General features: G+C 68.2%; 22 protein-coding genes and 2 tRNA genes. 15 read left to right on the top strand and 9 right to left on the bottom strand.

Annotated features, from left to right (window positions below; all coding sequences use genetic code 11):
- Nucleotides 1–158: 158 nt before the first annotated feature.
- From HF995_RS05805 to trxA, 3 genes are all read left to right on the top strand, one after another.
- Nucleotides 159–2,081, top strand: a complete 1,923-nt coding sequence (locus HF995_RS05805) for a protein kinase family protein (RefSeq protein ID WP_168446785.1) — start codon at nt 159–161, stop codon at nt 2,079–2,081.
- A gap of 82 nt (nt 2,082–2,163) precedes the next feature.
- The gene (gene trxB / locus HF995_RS05800; protein ID WP_168446784.1) at nt 2,164–3,141 is read left to right on the top strand and encodes a thioredoxin-disulfide reductase; all 978 of its coding nucleotides are present in this window, start codon (nt 2,164–2,166) and stop codon (nt 3,139–3,141) included.
- On the top strand, nt 3,141–3,464 hold the full coding sequence (trxA, locus tag HF995_RS05795; protein ID WP_168446783.1) for a thioredoxin: 324 nt from the start codon (nt 3,141–3,143) through the stop codon (nt 3,462–3,464). Before trxB ends, trxA begins: the two co-directional genes overlap by 1 nt.
- A 61-nt stretch (nt 3,465–3,525) precedes the next feature.
- Here the strand turns inward: trxA and HF995_RS05790 are convergent, their stop codons facing one another.
- The 8 genes from HF995_RS05790 to rpmH all read right to left on the bottom strand — a co-directional run bounded on the left by HF995_RS05790 (nt 3,526) and on the right by rpmH (nt 9,725).
- Complete coding sequence (locus HF995_RS05790; RefSeq protein WP_168446782.1) at nt 3,526–4,659, bottom strand: ParB/RepB/Spo0J family partition protein; 1,134 nt, start codon at nt 4,657–4,659, stop codon at nt 3,526–3,528.
- Nucleotides 4,656–5,687: a ParA family protein gene (locus tag HF995_RS05785; protein WP_350308751.1), complete on the bottom strand. Its 1,032-nt coding sequence runs from the start codon at nt 5,685–5,687 to the stop codon at nt 4,656–4,658. The genes HF995_RS05790 and HF995_RS05785 overlap by 4 nt, the downstream gene beginning before the upstream one ends.
- A gap of 82 nt (nt 5,688–5,769) precedes the next feature.
- Nucleotides 5,770–6,483 (bottom strand): 16S rRNA (guanine(527)-N(7))-methyltransferase RsmG, encoded by a 714-nt coding sequence (gene rsmG / locus HF995_RS05780; protein WP_350308750.1) that lies wholly within the window; start codon nt 6,481–6,483, stop codon nt 5,770–5,772.
- A gap of 884 nt (nt 6,484–7,367) precedes the next feature.
- Entirely contained in the window at nt 7,368–7,871 is a 504-nt protein-coding gene (locus tag HF995_RS05775) for a Jag family protein (RefSeq protein WP_168446781.1), read from the bottom strand.
- A gap of 42 nt (nt 7,872–7,913) precedes the next feature.
- Nucleotides 7,914–8,861, bottom strand: coding sequence for a membrane protein insertase YidC (gene yidC / locus HF995_RS05770; RefSeq protein ID WP_168446780.1), 948 nt, complete (start codon nt 8,859–8,861; stop codon nt 7,914–7,916).
- Between the two features lie 54 nt (nt 8,862–8,915).
- Entirely contained in the window at nt 8,916–9,239 is a 324-nt protein-coding gene (yidD, locus tag HF995_RS05765; protein WP_168446779.1) for a membrane protein insertion efficiency factor YidD, read from the bottom strand.
- Complete coding sequence (gene rnpA, locus HF995_RS05760; protein WP_168446778.1) at nt 9,236–9,586, bottom strand: ribonuclease P protein component; 351 nt, start codon at nt 9,584–9,586, stop codon at nt 9,236–9,238. Before rnpA ends, yidD begins: the two co-directional genes overlap by 4 nt.
- Nucleotide 9,587: 1 nt before the next feature.
- Nucleotides 9,588–9,725 (bottom strand): 50S ribosomal protein L34, encoded by a 138-nt coding sequence (gene rpmH / locus HF995_RS05755; RefSeq protein WP_050347370.1) that lies wholly within the window; start codon nt 9,723–9,725, stop codon nt 9,588–9,590.
- A 493-nt stretch (nt 9,726–10,218) separates the two neighbouring features.
- Between rpmH and dnaA the strand changes: the two genes are divergently transcribed.
- The 12 genes from dnaA (at nt 10,219) to HF995_RS05700 (ending at nt 22,987) form a co-directional block, all read left to right on the top strand.
- Nucleotides 10,219–11,694, top strand: a complete 1,476-nt coding sequence (gene dnaA, locus HF995_RS05750; protein WP_168446777.1) for a chromosomal replication initiator protein DnaA — start codon at nt 10,219–10,221, stop codon at nt 11,692–11,694.
- Nucleotides 11,695–12,274: 580 nt separating this feature from the next.
- Nucleotides 12,275–13,405: a DNA polymerase III subunit beta gene (dnaN, locus tag HF995_RS05745; RefSeq protein ID WP_168446776.1), complete on the top strand. Its 1,131-nt coding sequence runs from the start codon at nt 12,275–12,277 to the stop codon at nt 13,403–13,405.
- An 18-nt stretch (nt 13,406–13,423) separates the two neighbouring features.
- On the top strand, nt 13,424–14,641 hold the full coding sequence (gene recF, locus HF995_RS05740) for a DNA replication/repair protein RecF (RefSeq protein WP_168446775.1): 1,218 nt from the start codon (nt 13,424–13,426) through the stop codon (nt 14,639–14,641).
- Entirely contained in the window at nt 14,631–15,383 is a 753-nt protein-coding gene (locus HF995_RS14075) for a DciA family protein (RefSeq protein WP_350308749.1), read from the top strand. The genes recF and HF995_RS14075 overlap by 11 nt, the downstream gene beginning before the upstream one ends.
- 341 nt (nt 15,384–15,724) lie before the next feature.
- Nucleotides 15,725–17,755 carry a DNA topoisomerase (ATP-hydrolyzing) subunit B gene (gene gyrB, locus HF995_RS05730; RefSeq protein ID WP_168446774.1) on the top strand — a complete coding sequence of 677 codons (2,031 nt, stop codon included), beginning with the start codon at nt 15,725–15,727 and terminating at the stop codon, nt 17,753–17,755.
- A gap of 82 nt (nt 17,756–17,837) precedes the next feature.
- Entirely contained in the window at nt 17,838–20,525 is a 2,688-nt protein-coding gene (gene gyrA / locus HF995_RS05725) for a DNA gyrase subunit A (RefSeq protein WP_168446773.1), read from the top strand.
- Nucleotides 20,522–21,235, top strand: a complete 714-nt coding sequence (locus HF995_RS14070) for a DUF3566 domain-containing protein (protein ID WP_350308748.1) — start codon at nt 20,522–20,524, stop codon at nt 21,233–21,235. The genes gyrA and HF995_RS14070 overlap by 4 nt, the downstream gene beginning before the upstream one ends.
- A gap of 125 nt (nt 21,236–21,360) precedes the next feature.
- Nucleotides 21,361–21,434: transfer RNA gene (locus HF995_RS05715), tRNA-Ile, on the top strand.
- Nucleotides 21,435–21,461: 27 nt separating this feature from the next.
- Nucleotides 21,462–21,581 carry a DLW-39 family protein gene (locus HF995_RS13600; RefSeq protein WP_210727078.1) on the top strand — a complete coding sequence of 40 codons (120 nt, stop codon included), beginning with the start codon at nt 21,462–21,464 and terminating at the stop codon, nt 21,579–21,581.
- 24 nt (nt 21,582–21,605) lie between these two features.
- Nucleotides 21,606–21,681: transfer RNA gene (locus HF995_RS05710), tRNA-Ala, on the top strand.
- A 77-nt stretch (nt 21,682–21,758) separates the two neighbouring features.
- On the top strand, nt 21,759–22,514 hold the full coding sequence (locus HF995_RS05705; RefSeq protein WP_168446772.1) for an HAD-IIB family hydrolase: 756 nt from the start codon (nt 21,759–21,761) through the stop codon (nt 22,512–22,514).
- 44 nt (nt 22,515–22,558) lie between these two features.
- On the top strand, nt 22,559–22,987 hold the full coding sequence (locus HF995_RS05700) for a hypothetical protein (protein ID WP_168446771.1): 429 nt from the start codon (nt 22,559–22,561) through the stop codon (nt 22,985–22,987).
- Nucleotides 22,988–22,999: 12 nt separating this feature from the next.
- Here the strand turns inward: HF995_RS05700 and HF995_RS05695 are convergent, their stop codons facing one another.
- Nucleotides 23,000–23,920, bottom strand: coding sequence for a carbohydrate kinase family protein (locus HF995_RS05695; RefSeq protein ID WP_168446770.1), 921 nt, complete (start codon nt 23,918–23,920; stop codon nt 23,000–23,002).
- Nucleotides 23,921–24,046: the final 126 nt, after the last annotated feature.

The following is a 24,046-nucleotide window of genomic DNA, read 5'->3' as shown; positions in this document are numbered from 1 at the left end:
CCTGCCCCTGCGGTTGCCGACCTGAGCATGGGGACGTGCACAGGTCCTCCCCAACGTGACCCGTCGTCGTCCCCGGACGAACCGTGCATCCCGCATAGCATGGAGCAGGCGTTCTGCGCCGTCGCGCTTCGTCGACCGTGCCGACCGGAGGGAGCCTGGTGACCGACCTGACCCGCGGGGATGTCCTCGCTGAGCGTTACGTGCTCCAGGACCCCGTGCCGTCCGACATCGCCGAGCTCGCGTGCTGGACCGCGGAGGACCAGATTCTGGGCAGGCTCGTGCACGTGTCGCTCGTGTCGGGCCCGCGACGCACCGCAGCCCTCGACGAGGCTCGCCGCGCCTCTCTCGTCGCCGATCCGCGCCTCACCCGCGTCCTCGACGTGGGCGACGTGGGCGACCTCGGCTACGTCGTCACGGAGACGCACGTCGGGCAGCCGCTCACCGCCATCCTCGCCGCAGGGCCCCTCACACCCGAGCAGGGCCGCTCGATCATCGGCGAGCTCGCGTCTGCTCTCGCGGTCGCCGAGCACCGCGGCGTCCACCACGGGCATCTCCGCCCCGAGGCTGTGCGCGTGAAGGACAACCACGTCCACCTCACGGGGCTCGGGCTCGACGGGGCTCTCGTTCCTCACGTGGGCGAGCTGACCCGTCCGCGCGCCGACGCGGTCGGGCTCGCCCGTCTGCTCGCGTACATGCTCACCGGCCGGTGGACGACGCCGCCACCCGTCCCCGAGGCAGAGCTTGCCGACCTCGACTCGCTCGACGGTGCCGACCCCCACCTCGTCCTCCTGGTCCGTGACACGCTCACGACCCGCACGGGCGGCATCCGCGACCCCGAGCAGGCTGCACGCGACCTCGCCCCCTGGGACGCGATCGACGTCCCCGAACCTCAGCTGTTCGCCCCGACCGGCCTCACCGACGCCGCCGAAGGCGACCCGACCGACACGAAGGTCTCGACCGACATGACGCCTGACACCCCCCCGAAGCCCCCGGTGCGGCAGTCCGTGCGCGCAGTGCCTGGCTCGACCGGCGGACGGCCTCCGGGCACTCCGCCGCCCGCCGCACCGCCTGCACCCCCGCGGATCCCCGTGCGGAGAACGAGCGTCCGTGGTGCCGCGGCCGCAGGCGCAGCTGCGGCTGGAACGGCCGGTGCTGCCAGCGCGCCCGGTGCTGCCGGGGCGGTGCCGGGCGCCGTAGCGGCGGCCGCGCAGTCGGGCGCTCCCGCTGCTGGCGGTGCGGCGGCGCCCGTCCCCTCTGTCACGCCGACCGGCGCGGCAGCGGGAGCCGCTCCTGTGCGGGTCTCGTCTCGCCCGGGGCAGGGCGGGGGTGCGCAGCCCGTCAGCGCTGCGGCGTCGACCCGCACGGCGGCTCCCCGCACGTCCGCCCCGTCTGCGCACGACACCACGCCTGTCTCGTTCGAGGACGTCCGGCGGAACCCGCAGGAGCTCAAGCGCTTCCGGTTCAACCCGACAGCACTGAGCCTGTCCCTCGTCTTCGTGCTCGTGGTCATCGGGCTGACGTCTGCTGTCACCCAGCTGCGCGGGGGCTTCCCCAACCCGTTCGGTCAGTCCGACGGCGAGCGCCCGCTGCCGACCGCCGCGGTCCCCTCCCCCGGCGCAGCGGGCGGTCCCACCGACACGCCCAGCACGGTCGCCCCCATCATCGACTCCGCACGCCAGCTCGACCCGGACGGGGACGACAATGAGCACCCGGAGGCCGTCGACCGCGCGATCGACCTCGACCCGACCACGTTCTGGTTCACGCGGACCTACAAGTCCAACGTCTTCGCCGGGATGAACAAGCGTGGCGTCGGCTACGCCGTCAAGCTCGAGCAGGCGTCCGTCGTCTCCTCGGTCTACCTGAGCACCAACAACACGGGCGGCAAGGTCGAGATCCGTGCAGTGGATCCTGATACCCCCGACAAGGGTGAGCCGCTCTACAGCGGCCCTCTCCAGGAGGAGCTCGAGATCACCCTGAGCGCGCCGGTCGAGACCGAGTGGATCGTGCTCTGGTTCACCGAGCTGCCAGCAACCGCCTCCGGCGAGAACCGCGTCGAGCTGCGCGAGATCTCGCTGACCTGACCCTTCCCGGACCGGGAACAGACCCGCGCGCGGAGGCGTTCACCGTGCAGCACCATCACAACGACACCACCTGGAGAACTGCGTGAGCCTCGAGTCGACCGGAGACGTCCTGGACGTCGTCATCATCGGATCCGGCCCTGCCGGCTACACGGCCGCCGTGTACGCCGCCCGTGCTGGCCTGGCCCCGCTCGTGCTCGCGGGTTCCGTGACTGCGGGCGGCGCGCTCATGAACACCACCGAGGTCGAGAACTTCCCCGGGTTCCCCGGTGGGGTCATGGGCCCTGAGCTCATGTCCAACATGCAGGAGCAGGCGGAGAAGTTCGGCGCCAAGGTCGAGTGGGACGATGCAACGTCGGTCGACCTGACCGGTCCGGTCAAGGTCATCGAGACCGGCAACGGCGACACGTACCGCGCTCGCGCGGTGATCCTCGCGACAGGTTCGGCCTACCGGCGGCTCGGCCTTCCCGACGAGGACCGCCTCTCGGGCAGGGGTGTGTCCTGGTGTGCGACGTGCGACGGGTTCTTCTTCAAGGACCAGCACATCGCGGTCGTCGGTGGCGGCGACTCGGCGGTCGAGGAGGCGACGTTCCTCACGCGCTTCGGCTCGAAGGTGACGATGGTCCACCGCCGCGACGAGCTGCGCGCTTCGAAGATCATGGCTGACCGGGCGTTGAACGATCCGAAGATCTCGTTCGCCTGGAACTCTGAGGTGGTCGGCATCGTGGGCGAGAACCGCGTGGAGTCCGTCGTCCTCCGGGACACCGTGACGGGCGAGGAGTCGACTCTGGACGCGACGGCGCTCTTCGTCGCGATCGGTCACGAGCCGCGCACCGAGCTTCTCGTCGGCCAGGTCGACCTGGACGACGCCGGCTACATCAAGGTGGAGGGTCGTAGCACCCGCACCAACCTGCCTGGTGTCTTCGCGTGCGGCGACGCCGTAGACCACACGTACCGTCAGGCGATCACCGCCGCGGGCACGGGTTGTTCTGCCGCTCTCGACGCGCAGCACTACCTCGCTGCTCTCGACGACGCCGCCCTCACCATCGCTCAGGAGGTCTGATGCCTACCACTCCCGTCACCGACGCGACGTTCGACGCCGAGGTCCTGGGCTCCGACGTGCCCGTGCTGGTGGACTTCTGGGCGGAGTGGTGCGGTCCATGCAGGCAGGTCGGTCCCATCCTCGAAGAGCTCTCGGACGTCTATGAAGGACGTATCCGGGTCGTGAAGCTCGACACGGACGCCAACCCGCAGATCACGGCCCGCTACGGCATCGTGTCGATCCCGACGATGAACTTCTACCAGGGCGGCGAGCTCGTGAAGTCCGTCGTCGGCGGGCGCCCGAAGCCCGCTCTCGTGCAGGAGATCGAGTCGATCCTCGCCTGATCCCCCGAGACGAAGGAGGCCCGGACACCGCATGGTGTCCGGGCCTCTTTGCTGTCTAGGGTCATCTCTTGCGCAGCAGACCGGGGTCGTCAGGGGCCAGCACGTCGAGGATGCGGTTGAGGTCCTCGACGGAGGCGAACTCGATCGTCATCTTGCCCTTGGACCGGCCGAGGTCGACCTTGACGCGAGTCTCGAACCTGTCGGAGAGGCGCGACGCGAGCTCGTCGATCGCGGCCGATCGCGTTCCCGGGCGGGGCTTGCGGGGCTTGCGCTCCTCGCCGTCGAGGCCACCCAGTGCGACGACCTCCTCGGTCGCTCGAACCGAGAGACCCTCGGCGACGATGCGCTGAGCGAGGCGCTCGATCGCGGCAGCGTCCTGGAGGCCCAGGAGAGCGCGCGCGTGTCCTGCGGACAGCACGCCGGCCGCCACACGTCGCTGCACGAGAGCTGGGAGCTTGAGCAAACGCAGGGTGTTGGAGATCTGCGGGCGCGATCGCGAGATGCGGGTCGCAAGCTCCTCGTGGGTGCAGCCGAAGTCGTCGAGGAGCTGCTGGTATGCAGCAGCCTCTTCGAGGGGGTTGAGCGCGGCGCGGTGGAGATTCTCGAGGAGGGCGTCACGAAGGAGATCGGTGTCCTCGGTCTCACGGACGATCGCCGGGATCGTTGTGAGGCCGGCCTCCCGAGAGGCACGCCATCGCCGCTCGCCCATGATGAGCTCGTACTCGCTCGTACCGGACGGGTCAGGACGCACGACGATGGGCTGGAGGACGCCGATCTCGGTGATCGATCCGACGAGCTCGTTGAGCTCTTCTTCCGCGAACACCGTGCGCGGCTGGCGGGAGTTCGGGCGGATGGAGTCGAGCGGGATCTCGGCGAAGGTCGCGCCGGGGACGGGAACGAGCTCCTCCCCGGTCCCACGCTGGCGCGTACGGCCGCGTTCCGGCCGTGTCGGGGCAGCACTCCCCCTGGGAGCGTCCGTGGCGCCCTGAGCCCCGTCAAGGGCCTCAGGAGCAGCTGCGTGTGAACCCGGGTCTTCATCCGAGGTGTCGACAGCCGACCGAGGGCTGAGCACGTCGCTCGCCACCCCGGTTCCTGCACCGCCCGCGAAGAAGACGTCGACAGGGCGCTCGGCGTCCGACGTCGTGGGGATCAGGGCACCCAGCCCTCGGCCGAGACCTCGCCGCTTCTCGCTCATGCGTTCTCCTGGTGGTGGTGCTCGGCAGCGCGGTCAGCAGCCGCGACGCGCTCGGTGATCTCTCGGGCTGCCTCGAGGTAGGCGAGGGCGCCTGTCGAGTTGGGGTCGTAGGTCATCACGGTCTGCCCGTAGCTCGGGGCCTCGGAGACACGGACCGACCGCGGGATGCTGGTCCGCAACGTCTGGGCCGGGAAGTGTTCGCGAACCTCGGCGGCAACCTGCTGGGCGAGGTTCGTCCGTCCGTCGTACATCGTCAGCAGGATCGTCGAGACGTGCAGCCCTCGGTTCAGGTGCGACTGGATCATCTCGATCGTCTTGAGGAGCTGGCTCAGGCCTTCCAGCGCGTAGTACTCGCACTGGATCGGGATGAGCACCTCGCGCCCCGTGACGAACGCGTTGACCGTGAGCAGCCCGAGGCTCGGGGGGCAGTCGACCAGCACATAGTCGAGGCGCGGCTCCCCTGTCGCGTCGCGGTGAGCGAGATAGTCATCGAGGGCGCGACGGAGCCGGGTTTCACGTGAAACAAGAGAGACGAGCTCGATCTCTGCGCCTGAGAGGTCGAGAGTTGCGGGGACACACCACAGCGTCGGTATCTCCGGGCTGACCTGCACGACCTGCGCCATCGGCATCTCGTCGACGAGCACCTCGTAGACAGAGGGAGTGCCTGAACGATGATCGATTCCCAGTGCGGTGGACGCGTTGCCCTGCGGATCGTTGTCGATGACCAGGACGTTGAGCCCCGACTGGGCGAGGCTCGCGGCCAGGTTGACGGTCGTCGTCGTCTTGCCGACCCCACCCTTCTGGTTGGCGATGGTGATGATCTTGGTGGATGCAGGCTTGGCGAACTTCCGGCCGCGCAGCTCGATCCGCCGGCGTGAGTCAAGTGCGAGCTGAGCAGCGAGGGGCGTGTCCTCCGAGAAGTCCGGGACGACGTCGAGCAGGGCTGCGCGTCGGACGTCTTCGTGCGTGGTTTCACGTGAAACCGCGTCGATCTCGCCGTCCCCAGGAGCTGGTGCACCGAGCGTCACGGATGTGTCCTCTCTTCGCAGCGTCGTGCTGCCCTAGTCGTACGTCGCCTTGCGGACGGACCGCTCGCGCGTGGAGCTCGCTTCACCGGGTACGGGTAGCGCGCACGACTGTCGTCGTGGCCACCCCCGGAAGCGTACCGGCCGCCAGCACCTCGGCGTCAGTAGCGCCATAGCGCCTGAGGACCTTGGTCGCGGCGGCGATCTCCTCGCTTGCCGACCGCCCCTTGAGAGCCACCAGGACGCCGTCACGGCGCAGCAGCGGGAAAGCCCAACGACCTAGCTTGTCGAGCGCAGCAACAGCACGGGCCGTGACCGCGTCCGCCTCGAAGGCCCCGTGGAACTCCTCGGCCCGACCACGCCGGACCTCGACATTGGTGAGCCCGAGCTTCGCGATCACCTCGGCAAGCCAGATGCACCGCCGCTCCATGGGCTCGACCAAGACGACCTGAGCCTCTGGCAGCATCGCCGCGACCACGATGCCCGGCAGACCGGCGCCTGAGCCGAGGTCCACGATCATTCCCGACGGCGGGAGGAAGGGCACGACCGCAGCGGAGTTGAGAAGGTGACGGGTCCACAGCCGATCGAGCTCACGAGGGCCGATGAGTCCTCGCTCCTCACCGTGTGCGACGAGCATGTCGTGGAAGGCCTCGACGGGCTCATAAGCACTGCCGAAGTACTCCCGTACCATGGCGAGGTCGAGGTCTGCGTCCACGACGTCCGTCGCCGGAGCCGTCGCGTCAGGCTCCTCCGTTTCACGTGAAACGGAGACGCCGTCCGGGCCTCGATCTTCGGTCACAGTGCATTCCTCCATCGCTAACCCGACAACCGTCCAAGGCTATCGCGAATCCACCACCGCCCTCTGCGCTCACACCTGCTCGGCGCGGGCGCGGCGCTTGCGATCCCTGTGGGCGCACCGCGCTCTCGACCGGGACGCAGGGGGGCGGCGCACGCAAGCCGCCCGGCGGAATCCAACGCCAGCCAGACCGGCGCCCCTTGAACCCGCGCTCCGCCTAGCTCTCCCCTAGCCCTCTACGCTCCTGCCGGAGGATTGCGCGACTCCGAGACAGTGACTGTGCCATCAAGCACACACGTAGTGGACCACCCAGCCACACCGGACCGAGTAGCGAGCCCGAGCCATCCGCGGGCTCAAAACCCCGGCGCAGACATGTGCGGGCCATCGGCGCCGGCTCCCGCTGCGGGACCTCAGCTCGGTGGGTGGGAGTCGGACCAGGTCGCTGCCCAACCCAGTTTCACGTGAAACCACGTCGGCGGCCGAGGGGCAGCGGTGATGACATCGGCCACCTACAAACTGCACTCGCCCACACCAACGACCGATCGCACTCGGAGGGACGGGGCCACATCCACAGTTGCGGGCGCCGGCCTCTGGCCACGACGTAGCTCTTGCCCGTCTAACCACCGTCGGTTCCCGTCCAGCGGTTCCAGTCCCGCAGACCAACACACATATCCAGCCGCACCCGCCACCTCGACCAGAGACGTCGAACCCGCAGGAACATTGCTATCAGGGGCACCGACCTGCACGGGGCGCGGGCAGAACGCGACGGGAGTGTTTCACGTGAAACCGCGCTGCACGCTTCGCCCGTCCGCGAGGAACGCTCCGGAACGCCAAGAGCCGCCGAACACCCTCGGTGTGCGGCGGCTCCTGACCGTATGTGCGGTGACTCAGCCCGCAGGCTGGATCTCGATATAGCGCTCCGGGTCCACCCCGTACGAGACGCTCGTGAGACCGGCAGCGGTCACGACGTCGTGCACGACCTTGCGCTCGAACGCGTTGAGCGGGTCGAGTGCGAGAGCCTCCCCGGTGGAGCGGACCGTCTCGATCGCCTTCTCGGCGACGACCGTCAGCTCAGCGCGGCGCTTCGCGCGGTACCCGCCGATGTCGAGCATCAGACGCGACCGCTCTCCGGTGCGGGCCTGCACCGCGAGCCGGGTCAGCTCCTGCAGCGCGTCCAGCACCTCACCGTCCTTTCCGGCGAGGTGCGAGAGCGAACCGTCGTTCTCGGTGACGATGTCCACAGTCGCGCGACCGTGGTCGATGTCCATGTCGATCTCGCCGTCGAGGTCGGCGATGTCGAGAAGCTCCTCGAGGTAGTCCGCGGCGATCTCGCCCTCGTCCTCGAGCCGCTGGGTCGCCGAGCGAGGCTCCTCGTTACGCGTCGTGGTCACGTCATGCTCCTGTGGGTGTGTGGGCCGAGGCCGAGGTCACGATCACTTCTTCTTCTTGCGCTTCTTAGACACGGGCTGCTGCCGCTGTCCAGCAGGCTTCTCGTCCACGGCAGTGGTCGTGCTGGCCGCGTCAGCTGCGGCAGGCAGCGTGCCCTTCGCCTTCTTGCGTGCCTCGAGGCGCTTGGCGGCCTCGGAACCCGGCGTCGGCATCTTGCGGATCGTGTAGAACTGCTGGCCCATCGACCACAGGTTCGAGACCGTCCAGTAGACGAGCACACCGATCGGGAAGTTCACGCCCGAGATCGCGAAGATCACCGGCAGGAAGTACATCATGTTCTTCTGCATCGCCGCGGTCGGGCCCTCGAGGGCCGACGGCGGCATGTTCTTCATCGTCAGCTGGCGCTGGGTGAAGAACTGCGTGATGCACATGACGACGATGAGGATCGCCGTGACGATCTTGACCTCGTTGACGTGCGTGTTGAGGAACGTCTCAGAGAGAGGCGCGCCGAAGAAGCGCGACGACTCGATCTGCGCCGCGACCTGCTGATCGATCGGGCCGATGCCACCCGTCTTGCCGCTGGCGATCGCCGGCAGCCCGTTGAGGACGCGGAAGAGAGCGAAGAAGATCGGAGTCTGCAGAAGGATCGGCATGCAGGACGAGAACGGCGTCGTCTTGTGCTGTTTGTAGAGCTCCTGCATCTCGCGGGCCATCGCCTCGCGCGACGCGGGGTCCTTCCGGTTCGCGTACTTGTCCTGGAGCTTCTTCATGTCCGGGGCGAGCAGCTGCATCCCTCGGGAGGCGTGGATCTGCTTGAAGAACAGGGGGATCAGTGCTGTGCGGATGACGAGGGTGAGCCCGACGATCGACAGGACCCAGGTCACGCCGCCCGTGGCGGACATCCCCAGAGTCTCCAGGAGCCAGTGGCACCCGTACATGATCCAGGCGACAACCCATTGGATCGGCAGTAGCAGGTCGTACAGGGAATCCATCGAGACGGCTCCAGAGCGTGCGGTGAAGGGGCGAGGTGCTGGGAAGGTCGAGAGTCAGTGAGCGTGCTGGTGATGCCGCTTGCCCCGTGAACCCGACACGGGAGGAACGTCGTCGACACCGCCGTAGTTCCAAGGGTTGCACCTGAGCACCCGCCAGATCGCGAGCCCTCCGCCCCGGAAGACGCCGTGGCGCCGCACCGCCGTGATCGCGTAGGACGAGCACGACGGGTAGAACCGGCAGGTCGGCCCCGTCATCGGCGACAGGACGATTTGGTACAGCCGCAGCAGCCCGATCAACGCCGCCGAGGGGAGCCCGACGAGGATCGCCCGCAGCGAGCGCCGCTCGCGCTGGATGTTGGCTGCCCTGACCGACGTCATCGTGGGGCCCGCACGGTCCGGGCACGCGTGACGCACGCGGCAAGATCCTTCGTCAGCTGTGCGTAGCTGCAGTCCGCTGCGGCGGGGAGCGCCCGCACGACGACGGTCGTGCCCTGGGGCAGCGATTCCACGAGGTGGCTGGAAGCATGCCTCAGCCGTCGCTTGACACGGTTACGCACGACGGCGTTCCCGACAGCCTTGGAGACGACAAAACCGACCATGGCGGATTCGTCGCTCTCCTGGGAGAACAGATGAACCACCATGGTCGATCGTCCGGCGCGCGCGCCCTTTCTTACCGTCCGCCCGAAGTCGGCCGAACGGCGAAGGCGCTGCGCCGCAGGCAGCACCTCAGGCGGAGAGCTCGGCGCGGCCCTTGCGGCGGCGGGCGGCGAGGATCGCGCGACCCGCACGCGTGCTCATGCGAAGCCGGAAGCCGTGGGTCTTGGCACGACGCCGGTTGTTCGGCTGGAAAGTCCGCTTGCTCACGAGTAACTCCAAGGAGGTTGGGGAGTACTACCTCCCACGGGCAGGAGACAGTCACGAGGTTGTGCCTAGGCACTGATTCAGCGCGCCGCCCGTGCCCTCATCGAGGGCATGGCGAAGGTGCCGAATGGCTTGACAACGCTACGTCGCGACCAGGCCTCTGGTCAAACCAGCACTACCACGCCGCGACGGGAGTCCGGCACATCGCGACACGAAGTCTCCCTCGTGCCGGCTTCCACCGTGCACCCACATCCTGTGAAGGGCCGTTACCCACGTTGTGGAAATCAGCACACCACGACAAGCCTGCTGGGTGCTGTCGGCGGAGCCCACGGAACCGGAAGGAACATCGGGAGCCTCGAGATCGTGCGGCTCGAGCGGCCCAGCGCCGTGACAGGGCTAGCCGCCTGATCTGAACGCACAGGCTGTGGACAACTATGTGGATCGTCGCCCGCCGTGACAGACTCACCACGCACCTACCATCTACGAAGGATCCGGGATGTCCAGCCCTGACGACTCCGTCACAGCCGTATGGAGCTCCGCCCTCGCGGAGCTCGAGGCAAGCCCGGACATGACTCCGCGCCAGCTCGCGTTCATCAAGCTCGCCCATCCGCTCGCGCTGGTCGAGGGCAACATGATCCTCGCCGTGGCCAACGAGTGGACGCGCGACTACCTCGAGAGCCGGGTGCGCCTCGAGCTCACCCAGGCCCTCGTCAACGCGACGGAGCGCGACGACGCACGCTTCGCCATCACGGTCGACACGACTCTCGACGACGGTACCGAGGCCGCGCACCTGCGCCAGGCCAAGCCGTCGACCGGCCAGGTCCCCGTGGTCACGCCCGCCGGGGCTCCGCCGCAGGCGGCGCCGACCCAGCTCATCTCTGAGAGCGACGTCTTCAACCCCAACCGCAGGCCGTCGTCGAACCCTTCCTCGTTCGAGCCGACGAGTCTCAACGCGCACTACATCTTCGAGACCTTCGTCATCGGCGCGTCCAACCGCTTCGCCCACGCAGCTGCCGTCGCGGTCGCCGAGGCGCCGGCCAAGGCCTACAACCCTCTGTTCATCTACGGCGACTCGGGACTCGGCAAGACGCACCTGCTCCACGCGATCGGTCACTACGCGCAGAGCCTGTATCCGGGGGTGCGCGTCCGCTACGTCAACTCCGAGGAATTCACGAACGACTTCATCAACTCGATCGGTGAGGGCAAGGCGGGCGCCTTCCAGCGCCGGTACCGCGAGGTCGACGTTCTCCTCATCGACGACATCCAGTTCCTGCAGGGCAAGGAACAGACGATGGAGGAGTTCTTCCACACCTTCAACACGCTGCACAACGCCAACAAGCAGGTCGTGATCACGTCCGACCTGCCGCCCAAGCAGCTCAACGGCTTCGAAGACCGCCTGCGCTCGCGCTTCGAGTGGGGCCTCATCACCGACGTGCAGCCGCCCGACCTCGAGACGAGGATCGCGATCCTCCGCAAGAAGGCCTCGGGTGAGCGGCTCGCTGCTCCTGACGACGTGCTCGAGTACATCGCTTCGAAGATCACGACGAACATCCGTGAGCTCGAGGGTGCACTGATCCGCGTGACGGCGTTCGCGAACCTCAACCGTCAGCAGGTCGACCTCGGCCTCGCAGAGATCGTGCTGAAGGACCTCATCACCGACAACGACACGTCGCAGATCACCGCGGCGAGCGTGATCGCGCAGACGGCGACGTACTTCGGTCTGACGATCGAGGACCTGTGCGGCAGCTCGCGTTCCCGTGTGCTCGTCACCGCGCGCCAGATCGCGATGTACCTCTGCCGCGAGCTCACGGACCTCTCCCTCCCGAAGATCGGTCAGCAGTTCGGTGGCCGCGACCACACGACCGTCATGCACGCCAACCGGAAGATCGGTGCACAGATGGCGGAGCGGCGCTCGATCTACAACCAGGTGACCGAGCTCACGAGCCGCATCAAGCACGAGCACCGCAGCTGACTACCCCGTGACGGGTCGGCTCGTGCCATGGACACGCCGTGACCTCGACGTGACCTTCAAGAATGCATGGGACGACTGTCCACACCTGTGGGCAAGGCTGTGGATAGACGTGGACGACACCCCCAAAACTGTGGACGGCGCCGTGGACTCTCGTGGACGCCGCGGGGGACCGATCGGACCGTCCACACCCGGCCACCGCAGTCCACAGGTTCTTGCATCTCTTGGCACACACGCAAAAACCAAGCGTGACCTGCTGAGACAACCCTGATCCACGGAATCCACAGCACCGATGACGACGACGAACCCTTCCCCTCAGAGAAATCCACACACCTTCATCCAGTGACTCTGGCGGCCCACACGCTCGTCCCCAGATCGGCTCCGACCTGTTCCTTGACTCCACAGGCAGGCCATGGACGACGACACGACGGCCAGCGCACAGACCCATCGGTGTGGCAAGAGACACCGAGGTGACTCCCAAGCCTCGGCTCGCGTAGTGTGGGGCAGATCCGTGACCGCTCGTGCGTCCCCGCACGCTGGCTCCGGACTGTTCTCACGAGCTCGACGTCCTGGAGGGTGGCCGATGAAGTTCCGCGTCGAACGCGATGTCCTCGCCGAGGCGGTCACCTGGACCGCTCGCACGCTGCCGGCACGGCCGCCGGCCCCCGTCCTCTCCGGCATCCGGATCGAGGCGGACGAGGTGGGCATGCTCAAGCTCTCGACGTTCGACTACGAGGTCTCGGCCCGCTCGGAGATCCCGGCTGAGGTGTCACAGGCTGGCGAGGTGCTCGTCTCGGGCCGGCTCCTCGCGGAGATCTCTCGCGCGCTGCCCAACAAGCCTGTGGACGTGACGCTCGACGGCAGCAAGGTCACCGTGACGTGCGGTGCGAGCCGGTTCACCCTGCTCACCATGCCGGTCGAGGACTACCCGGCGCTGCCGGCGATGCCTGCGACGGTCGGTACCGTCTCCGGCGACGAGCTCACCTCCGCCGTCGCGCAGGTCTCCGTCGCCGCGAGCAAGGACGACACGCTCCCGCTGCTCACGGGAGTTCGTCTCGAGATCGAGGGCGAGCAGATCACCCTCCTCGCCACGGACCGTTACCGTCTCGCGCTGCGCGAGCTCACGTGGAAGCCTTCCCGCCCGGACATGTCGGACGTCGCGCTCGTGCGCGCCCGCACCCTGTCTGACGTCGCGAAGTCGCTCGGCTCGTCCGGCGAGGTCACCGTGGCGCTCTCGACGGGCGCCGGCGTCGACCTCATCGGGTTCGAGGCTGGCGGGCGGCACACGACGTCTCTCCTGGTCGACGGCGACTACCCGCCCGTGCGGCGTCTCTTCCCTGACGAGACACCGATCCACGCGGTCGTCCCGACGCAGCCGCTCATCGAGGCGACCAAGCGTGTCGCCCTCGTCGCTGAGCGCAACACCCCGATCCGCCTGACGTTCGGCGACGGCTCTGTCGTGCTCAACGCCGGCCAGGGGGACGACGCTCAGGCGTCGGAAGCGCTCGAGGCGCTGATCGTCGGTGAGGACATCTCGGTCGCGTTCAACCCGACGTTCCTCCTCGACGGCCTGGGCGCGCTCGGCACGGACTTCGTCAGGATGAGCTTCACGCACCCGAACAAGCCGGTCGAGTTCACCGGGCAGGAGTCGCTCGATGGCGAGGACCTGACCCACTACCGCTACCTGCTGGTCCCGATCCGCTTCGCCAGCTGACGAGGGTTTGCGCGTCGCATGTACGTCTCGCACCTCTCGCTGCACGACTTCCGGTCGTACGCCGAGGTGGACCTCGAGCTCGAACCGGGGGTCAACGCGCTCGTCGGGCCGAACGGCCAGGGCAAGACGAATCTCGTCGAGGCGATCGGCTATGTCGCGACTCTCGGTTCCCATCGCGTCGCGACCGACGCCGCGCTGATCCGCGCTGGTCAGGACCGCGCGCTCGTGCGGTCGCGCGTGGTGCGTGGGGACCGGGCGAGCACGATTGAGATAGAGATCAACCAGGGGCGTGCGAACCGTGCGCGCATCAACAGGGCGGTCACGACCAAGGTGCGCGACGTCGTCGGGATACTGCGGACGGTGCTGTTCGCCCCCGAGGACCTCGTCCTCGTCAAGGGAGACCCCGACGCGCGAAGGCGGTTCCTCGACGACCTCACGGTCCTCGTGACGCCGCGGATGTCGAGCGTGCTGAGCGACTACGACCGGGTGCTGCGTCAGCGTTCGGCGCTCCTCAAGTCGGCAGGGTTCGCACGTCGTACGCGTGGTGCCGCGCCGGACCTGTCGACGCTCGACGTGTGGGACGCGAGGCTTGCTGAGCTCGGCGCGGAGATCATCGCGGTCCGGCAGCGGCTGGTGCACGCGATCGCACCGCACGTCCAGGAGGCGTACGAGCAGGTGAGCGCGGGCCAGGGGGAGGCGGTGGCGAGGTACCGCTCGTCGCTCGCGATCACGCTCGACGTCGACCCGGAGGTCGCGCCGATCAGTCTGCCGAGCCGTGCTGAGCTGGAGACCCAGATGCTCGAGGCGCTCGGGCGCGTGCGCGCGAAGGAGCTCGAGAGGGGCGTGTGCCTCGTCGGTCCGCACCGTGACGATGTCAGTCTCGTCCTCGGTGGGCTGCCTGCGAAGGGGTATGCGAGCCACGGTGAGTCGTGGTCGTTCGCGCTCGCGCTGAGGCTCGCGGCATACCGGTTCCTGGCGTCCGGCAGCGCCGGTGGTCTCGGCGCGGTCGACGACGACGACCTCTGGGTCGCCGACTCGCGCGAGGATGGTGAGCCCGTGCTCATCCTCGACGACGTGTTCGCGGAGCTCGACGTGCGGCGCCGCGAGCGTCTCGCGGAGCTCGTGGGGGGTGCGCGACAGGTGATCATCACGGCTGCGGTGCCTGAGGACGTCCCGGCGAGCCTGCGCGGCACACGGCACGACGTCCTGGACGGGCGTGTGAGCCGTGTCGTCTGACGACGTCGTCCCCGCGGTGGAGGAACGACCGGAGCCGGCTGCTGCTGCGGCGGAGGCTGTGGCGAAGGCGCGGGCTGCGGCGCGACGCGCGACCGCCCGCGCGGAAGCGGAGCGCGCCCAGCAGGAGGCGAGCGCTCCGCGCGACGACGCCGAGATCGCGCACGCTCAGACGGCCACGTGGGACGGGTCGGCTGTCGTCGTGCGCGACGACGACGCGCTCGAGCCGCCGGGAACGGTTCGCGACGTCGTGGAGCTGCCCTCGCCGGCGCAGGTTGCGCGCGAGGCCCTCAACCGTGCAAAGGCGGCGGCGCGGGAGCGCGGCCTGCGGCCGGGGATGCCACGGAAGCGAGCAGACTTCACCGTCCGCTCCGGGCCTGGGCGCGACGGTCGTGACCCCCAGCTCTTCGGCTCGACCATGTCCTCGCTGCTGCGGGAACGTGGCTGGGAGGAGGAGGTGTCGGTCGGCGGCGCGATCGGCAGGTGGCGCGAGGTCGTGGGTGACGAGATCGCTGACCACAGCACGCCGGAGCACTTCGAGGACCATGTGCTGCACGTGCGGGCGAGCTCGACGGCGTGGGCGACCCAGCTCAAGCTGCTGACCCCGCAGCTGCTGACGCGGCTCGCTGCGGAGCTGGGTGAGGGGGTCGTCTCCGAGGTGCGTGTCCAGGGCCCCGTGGGTCGGTCGTTCAGCCGTGGTCAGCGTTCGGTCAAGGGGCGCGGGCCGCGGGATACGTGGGGCTGACAGGGATGGGGCACGAGCTGCGGTGACGTGCTGTGGGAAAGGCTGTGGAAAAGTCGTGTCAGGCCGACGATTCTGCCGTTTCCAGGTAGACTAGGGAAGTTGGCTGGCAAGACGTCGACGAGGGGCACGGGACGGCACGCGAGGTGCAGCTTCCCAGGTCCCTCCGTTCGCGTCAGGACGCCGACGCCGCATCGTGAGAGGCGCAGCCCAGGACTTCCCTCAGGCTTCCCTCCTGCGTCTTGCCGCTCGCGCGGCGAGTGGTCGATCTCTGCAGTCCGACATGTCGGACGCGACGTTGACCTGCGGGAACATGGAGCACAACGTCGAGGAGCACTTCTTCAGTGACTGAGCAGCCGACCAACGCCGGACCTACAGGACCGGTCGACCCGGACAACTCCTACGACGCAAGCGCGATCACGGTCCTCGAGGGCCTCGAGGCCGTCCGTAAGCGCCCCGGCATGTACATCGGTTCGACCGGTGAGCGTGGTCTGCACCACCTGGTGTACGAGGTTGTGGACAACTCTGTGGACGAGGCGCTCGCGGGGCACTGCGACCACATCGAGGTGACCCTCCTCGACGATGGTGGCGTGCGCGTCGTCGACAACGGTCGAGGCATCCCCGTGGCGATCCACCCGACGGAAGGTCGACCCACCGTCGAGGTCGTGATGACGATCCTCCACGCCGGCGGAAAGTTCGGCGGATCCGGTTATGCCGTGTCCGGTGGTCTGCACGGCGTCGGCATCTCGGTGGTCAACGCTCTCTCGGAGCGCGTCGAGACCGAGGTGAAGCGTGACGGTTTCACGTGGAACCAGAGCTTCGCCGACGGCGGCAAGCCGGTCGGGGAGCTCCGCAAGTGCGCGGCGACCGACGAGACCGGAACGACCCAGACGTTCTGGCCGGACGGCTCGATCTTCGAGACGACGCACTTCGACTTCGAGACCCTTCGGGCGCGGTTCCAGCAGATGGCATTCCTCAACAAGGGACTCGCGATCACGCTGACGGACGAGCGCCAGCACGTCGACTCCGAGGACGACCTCGAGAGCGCGGCGGAAGAGTCCGAGAACCTCCAGCGCCGCGTCACGTACAAGTACGACAACGGCCTGATCGACTACGTGCGTCACCTCAACTCCGCGAAGAAGCGCGAGCTGATCCACCCCGAGATCATCGACGTCGAGGCGGAGGACGCGGAGAAGCGCATCTCCGTCGAGATCGCGATGCAGTGGACCGACGCGTACTCGGAGTCCGTGCACACGTACGCGAACACCATCTCGACGACCGAGGGCGGCACGCACGAGGAGGGTTTCCGTGCAGCCATGACGTCCCTGATCAACCGGTACGCGCGTGCCAAGGGCATCCTCAAGGAGAAGGAGGAGAACCTCACGGGTGACGACATCCGCGAGGGACTCACCGCCGTCATCTCCGTCAAGCTCGGCGAGCCCCAGTTCGAGGGCCAGACGAAGACGAAGCTCGGCAACACCGAGGCCCGCACGTTCGTCCAGTCCGTCGTCAACGAGAGGCTCGGCGACTGGCTCGACTCGCACCCGAACGAGGCCAAGGACGTCATCCGCAAGGCGATCCAGGCGGCACAGGCGCGGCTCGCAGCTCGCAAGGCGCGCGAGGCCACCCGCCGCAAGGGGCTGCTCGACTCGTTCTCGATGCCCGGCAAGCTCAAGGACTGCCAGTCCAACAAGGCTGAAGAGTGCGAGATCTTCATCGTCGAGGGTGACTCGGCAGGAGGCTCCGCCGTCCGCGGACGCAACCCGTACAACCAGGCGATCCTCCCCTTGCGCGGGAAGATCCTGAACGTCGAGCGTGCCCGCCTCGACCGGGCGCTCGGCAACGCCGAGATCCAGGCGCTCATCACCGCGTTCGGCACGGGCATCGGTGAGGACTTCGACCCGGAGAAGATCCGGTACCACAAGATCGTCCTCATGGCAGACGCCGACGTCGACGGCAAGCACATCTGCACCCTGCTGCTCACGCTGCTCTTCCGCTACATGCGACCGCTCATCGAGGCCGGATACGTCTACCTCGCTCAGCCACCGCTGTACCGGATCAAGTGGTCGAACGCGCCGCACGACTACGTCTACTCGGACCGTGAGCGTGATGCTTTCCTCGAGGCCGGCCAGGCCGCCGGGAAGCGCGTTCCCAAGGAGAACGGCATCCAGCGCTACAAGGGTCTCGGTGAGATGGACTACACCGAGCTGTGGGACACGACGATGGACCCAGAGCACCGCACGCTGCTCCAGGTGTCCCTCGACGACGCCGCAGCCGCCGACGAGATCTTCTCGGTGCTCATGGGTGAGGACGTCGAGCAGCGACGTTCATTCATCCAGCGCAACGCCAAGGACGTGAGGTTCCTGGACATCTGAGCCGACCGGGCGACCGCCCGGCCAGCACCACCAGGAACCACGACAAGAACCGGCGTCAGCGCCGAGCGAAGGAACCAGGACCGTGAGCGACGAGACTCCCGACACCACCACGCCGAAGGCGCTCGAGGCGAGCGCCGTCAACGGCGTCAACCACGGGCGCATCGACGAGATCGACCTCAACCAGGAGATGCAGAGGTCGTTCCTCGACTACGCGATGAGCGTCATCGTGTCGCGTGCCCTCCCTGACGTGCGCGACGGCCTCAAGCCCGTGCACCGGCGCGTGCTCTATGCGATGTTCGACGGCGGATACCGCCCGGACCGCGCGTTCTCCAAGTGCACCCGCGTCGTCGGTGACGTCATGGGCAAGTTCCACCCGCACGGCGACACCGCCATCTACGACGCCATGGTGCGCCTCGTCCAGGACTGGTCGCTCCGGTATCCGCTCGTCTCCGGTCAGGGCAACTTCGGCTCGCCCGGAAACGACCCGGCCGCGGCGCCGCGGTACACCGAGTGCCGCATGGCGCCGCTCGCGATGGAGATGGTCCGCGAGATCGACAAGGACACCGTCGACTTCCAGGACAACTACGACGGCCGTACGCAGGAGCCGACGGTCCTGCCGTCGCGCTTCCCGAACCTCCTCGTCAACGGGTCCGCCGGCATCGCCGTGGGCATGGCGACGAACATCCCGCCACACAACCTCCGCGAAGTGGCCGAGGGTGTCCGTTGGCACCTCGCCCACCCCGACGTGCCCCGTGAGGAGCTTCTCGAGGCGCTCCTGGGCATCATCAAGGGTCCGGACTTCCCGACCGGCGCGACCATCCTCGGTCGCAAGGGCATCGAAGACGCCTACCGCACGGGCCGCGGCTCGATCACGATGCGTGCGGTCGTCAACGTCGAGGAGATCCAGGGCCGCATCTGCCTGGTCGTCACCGAGCTCCCCTACCAGGTCAACCCTGACAACCTCGCCGCCAAGATCGGTGACCTCGTCAAGGACGGCAAGATCCAGGGGATCGCCGACCTGCGCGACGAGACGTCGGGCCGCACCGGCCAGCGTCTTGTCATCGTGCTCAAGCGCGACGCCGTCGCCAAGGTCGTGCTCAACAACCTCTACAAGCACACGCAGCTCCAGGACAGCTTCGGCGCGAACATGATCGCGCTCGTCGACTCCGTCCCGCGCACGCTCTCGATCGACGCGTTCATCCGCCACTGGACCACGCACCAGATCGAGGTCATCGTCCGCCGAACGCGCTACATGCTGCGTGAGGCCCAGGAGCGGGCGCACATCGTCGTCGGCTACCTCAAGGCTCTCGACGTCCTCGACGAGGTCATCGCGCTCATCCGCGCGTCCGCGACCGTCGAGGACGCACGCACCGGCCTGATGGAGTTCCTCGACGTCGACGAGCTCCAGGCCCGCGCGATCCTCGCCCTCCAGCTGCGCGCGCTGGCTGCCATGGAGCGCCAGCGTCTCGCGGACGAGTATGCCGAGCTCGAGCGCAAGATCGCGGACTTCAACGAGATCCTCGTGACGCCGCAGCGTCAGCGCGACATCGTCGGCGAAGAGCTCGAGGAGCTCGTCGCAAGCTATGGCGACGAGCGTCGGACACACATCCTCCCGTTCGACGGCGACGTGTCCATGGAGGACCTCATCGCCGAGGAGGAGATGGTCGTCACGATCACCCGCGGCGGCTACGTCAAGCGCACGCGGACGGATAACTACCGGGCGCAGAAGCGTGGCGGCAAGGGCGTCCGCGGTGCGCAGCTGCGCGAGGACGACATCGTCGACCACTTCTTCGTGACGTCCACCCACAACTGGTTGCTGTTCTTCACCAACTTCGGGCGGGTGTACCGGGCGAAGGCGTACGAGCTGCCTGAGGGCGGCCGCGACGCCAAGGGCCAGCACGTCGCGAACCTTCTCGCGTTCCAGCCGGACGAGAAGATTGCCCAGGTGCTCGCGCTGCGCCACTATGACGACGCCGAGTACCTCGTCCTCGCGACGCGACGCGGCCTCATCAAGAAGACGCGCCTGTCCGAGTACGACACGAACCGTTCCGCAGGCCTCATCGCGATCAACCTCCGCGAGGACGAGGAGGGCCGCTCGGACGAGCTCGTGTCCGCGCGCATCGTCGAGTCGACCGACGACATCATCCTGGTCTCGCGCAAGGGCCAGTCGATCCGGTTCACGGCGAACGACGAGCAGGTCCGTCCCATGGGCCGTTCGACCTCGGGCGTCACCGGCATGAAGTTCCGCGACGACGACGACCTTCTCGCGATGGACGTCGTCCGCGACGACGCCTATCTCTTCACGGTCACGGAGGGCGGCATCGCCAAGCGCACGCAGCTCACGACCGACAACTACCGCGTCCAGGGACGTGGCGGGCTCGGCATCCGTGTCGCCAACCTGCCGGAGCGCAACGGCGACCTCGTCGGTGCGCTCGTCGTCGACGAGGGTGACGAGGTGCTCGTCATCATGGAGCGCGGCAAGATCGTGCGCTCGGCGGTCGCCGGGGTGCACCCGACCGGGCGCACGTCGCAGGGCGTGATCTTCGCCAAGCCCGACAAGAACGACCGCATCATCGGGGTCGCTCGCAACGAGGAGGCCAGCGAGGACCAGGACGCTCTCGCCGGTGGCGAGGACGGCGAGGCCGGTGAAGACTCTGTGGACACCTCCTCCGCGAGCCTGACGGAGCGTGACGACGCGAGCGACGACGGACAGACTGTTCCTACCGCCGCGCCCGACGACGAGGCCGGCAACGAGGAGGACGCGCAGTGACCGAGAAGGACAAGAAGGGCGCGGCCGCGCCCCCGGCCATCGCACCGCGCAAGCCAGTCCCCCGTCCTACGACGGACAAGGCCAAGGCGACCAACCCGGTCCCCGCCCCGCCCGCCGAAGAGGCAGCCCCGACGAGCAGCCCCGTCGAGACGGCCGCCGTGCCGTCGGGTCCGTCGGCACAGGCCGCGAGCTCCGCCCCCGAGACGGCGTCCGCTGGGCCGGCGAAGACGTCGTCGTCCGGTCCGGACGTGTCCTCCCCTGCGCCAGACACGAGCCAGCCGGCCTGGCGGCCCGCGGTGTCGCCCGCCGAGGACGACGTGGATGCGGAGCCCAGCGCCCCCGTGGCCGGACCGCGCAAGGTGCGGCTCACCCTGTCGCGCGTCGACCCGTGGTCCGTCATGAAGCTGTCGTTCCTGCTGTCTGTCGCCGCGGGAGTCATGCTCATCGTCGCGGCCTGGGTGTTCTGGTACGCGGTCAACAGCATGGGTGTCTTCACGCAGATCGACGAGATGGTCCGCGACATCGTCGGCTCGGAGTCAACGCTCGACATCCTGCAGTACGTCGAGCGTGACAAGGTTCTCTCGCTCGCGACGCTCATCGCGGTCGTCGACGTCGTCCTGCTCACTGCGCTCGGCACGATCGGCGCGTTCCTCTATAACGTCACGGCCGCGCTCGTCGGCGGCCTGCACGTCACGCTGACCGACGAGTGAGCTGCTGAGCTCACCTCGGCGGTCGACGACGCTCCTCGGTTTTGGATGATCGGCGCCGCTGAGGTAGTCTCATCAGCGCTGCTCGTCGCGGCCCCCTGATCCAGGTGGGACGCGCAGCGCGGTACGGGCCCATAGCTCAGGCGGTTAGAGCGCTTCCCTGATAAGGAAGAGGTCGGAGGTTCAAGTCCTCCTGGGCCCACGACACACCTCACCGATGGAGGATGCGATGAAGAAGGTCTTGATCCTGGCGCTCGTCGCAACCGCCGGCTATGCCGCCTGGCGCAAGTACTCCGAGGAGACCGCACGCCGCGACGTGTGGTCCGAGGTCACGGATACCTTCGAGTAAGACCCGCGGGCTGACGCCCGCCACGGGGCCATGGCGCAATTGGTAGCGCACCTGCTTTGCAAGCAGGGGGTTGGGGGTTCGAGTCCCCCTGGCTCCACCAGCACTTCCCCGCACTGGCCGGCCGATCACCGCTGACCGACGATCGGGACGGTATCCCGACCACGTTGGAGCCCTCCTGTGACCACGCCGCGCCTCGTCGCTTTCGACCTGGACGATACTCTCGCGCCGTCGAAGTCCCCCCTCGACCCGCGCATGAGCGACCTCCTCACGAAGCTCCTCGAGAAGGTCGAGGTGTGCATCATCTCCGGCGGTCAGATCGCTCAGTTCCGCAGCCAGGTGATCGAACGTCTCGACGGCGCGCAGGACGCAGCGCTCCGGCGCCTCCACCTGATGCCCACCTGTGGCACGCAGTACTTCCGTCACGAGGACGGGCAGTGGCAGCAGGTGTACGCCGAGACGCTGAGCGACGACGAGAAGTCACGTGCGCTCGCCGCCGTCGAGCAGGAGGCACGCCGGCTCGGGCTGTGGGAGTCCGAGACGTGGGGCCCGATCCTCGAGGACCGTGGCTCGCAGATCACGTTCTCTGCTCTCGGTCAGGCTGCCCCCGTCGCGGCGAAGTCTGCCTGGGACCCGACCGGCGAGAAGAAGTCCGAGCTGCGCTCGGCCGTCGCCGAGCTGCTCCCGGACCTCGAGGTCCGGTCGGGCGGCTCGACGTCCGTCGACATCACGCGCAAGGGCATCGACAAGGCGTACGGGATGGACAAGCTCGCGGCCGCGTCCGGGGTCCCGCTCGACGACATGCTGTTCGTGGGGGACCGGCTGGACGAGGCGGGCAACGACTACCCGGTCCTCGCGATGGGCGTCACCTGCCACGCGGTCGAGGGCTGGGAAGACACGGCGGACTACCTCGAGGCACTCATCCCCACCCTGTGACGTGGTGCCGTGCTCGCCCTCGAGCGCCTCGCTAGGGTGGACAGATGCCGACCCCTGTCTCCGCACCCATGATCCTCAACGACTCACGGAGCGTGCCGCACCTGCTCGTGTCGAGCGCGGCGACGTACGCGATCGCCCTCGTCGATCCGCGGGGCCTGGATCGGACGAGCCTGCGCGCCTATCGCGCGGCGAACAGCGCCTTCACAGCGTGGATGGCCTGGGCAGTCCTCAGCACAGAGACCCCCGACCTGTCGCGGCGCGCTCGGGCCGGCGCGGCGGTCGGCGGTGCGGCGCTCGGCCTGGCGAGCGCGCGGTGGAGCGAACGGCTCGACGGCCGCATGCACGAGAGGCTCTCGCGGTGGGGCGTACGGCGGCCACGCGTCCTGCTCGCGGCCGGCAGCACCGCGCTCGGCGTGCTGGGATGGTGGCGCGGGCGGCAGGACGCGGCCGAGGACCTGAGACCCGAGAGCTGACCAGAACCCGTGTCACGACCGCGCGGCGACCAGCTCCGCGAGGTGTGCGGCGCCGGTCAGCCCGGTCGAGGCGCCCGAGGCACCCACCTTCCACCCCGCGAACGTCGTCGCGACGACGAGCGCGTCACGAGGTGACGCGCCGCCGAGGACGGCATGCACGTACCCGCTCAGGAGTGCGTCACCCGCACCGACGGTGTTGACCACGCCACGAGGCGCGACAGCTGCGACGTCGTGGATCTCGACGTCGTCCCCGTCGCGATGGCGCACGGTCGCGCCGTCCGCCCCCCGTCCGAGGATCACGGTCGCCGCGGGGTACAGCTCCTGGATCGCGCGGAGGTAGTCGCGCGGGTCACGGCCGTCGAGACCTTCGTCGCTCACCACGAGTGTGTCGGCGCCCGCGAGGAACTCGCGGTCGTACGCGTCGTGCAGGTCGTGGAGGACGTGCACGTCGATCGCCGTCGGGATGCCTTCCCCGCGCACGCGCCGCAGGATGTCGCGGCACATGTTCATGTTGCCGACGACGGCGACGTCACAGCCGTCCATCGCGCCCGCGAGGGTGTCGGCCGGGTAGACCGTCGTCGGCTCCTGGAGGTCCTTGAGGTCGGTGTGCACCTGGCGGCGCCCGTCCGGGTCGACGAGGATCACCGACTGGCACGTGGCACCCGGGACGGTGAGGACGAACCTGTCGTCGACGCCGGTCTCTCGGACGTCACGGCGGGCGAGCTCGCCGAGCGCGTCGTCGCCGACGAGGCTGACGAAGCGGACGTCGTGCCCGAGGCCCGCGAGGGCCTTCCCGACGTTCCAGGCCGCGCCCGAGACGTTCGTCGTCACGCCGTGGAACGGGTAGGTGACGGGGTGGTAGCCGAGCGGGAAGCCGTCGATCCGCAGGTTGGTCTCGACGTTGATCATGCCCGCCACGAGCACCCGTGCCATGTCCCGCTCCTGTCCTGCGGCCCACCCGGGCCTCTGACGAGACTAGCGTGCAACCTTGCAGCAAAATTGCTCGCGGTCTGTCAGACGGAGGCGCTACGTTTCTCCGGACCGCACGGCACCCCGGTG

This window comes from Sanguibacter hominis ATCC BAA-789, from assembly GCF_012396185.1.
In the GTDB taxonomy this organism is placed as follows: domain Bacteria; phylum Actinomycetota; class Actinomycetes; order Actinomycetales; family Cellulomonadaceae; genus Flavimobilis; species Flavimobilis hominis.
This window is presented reverse-complemented; position numbering and strand designations above follow the sequence as displayed.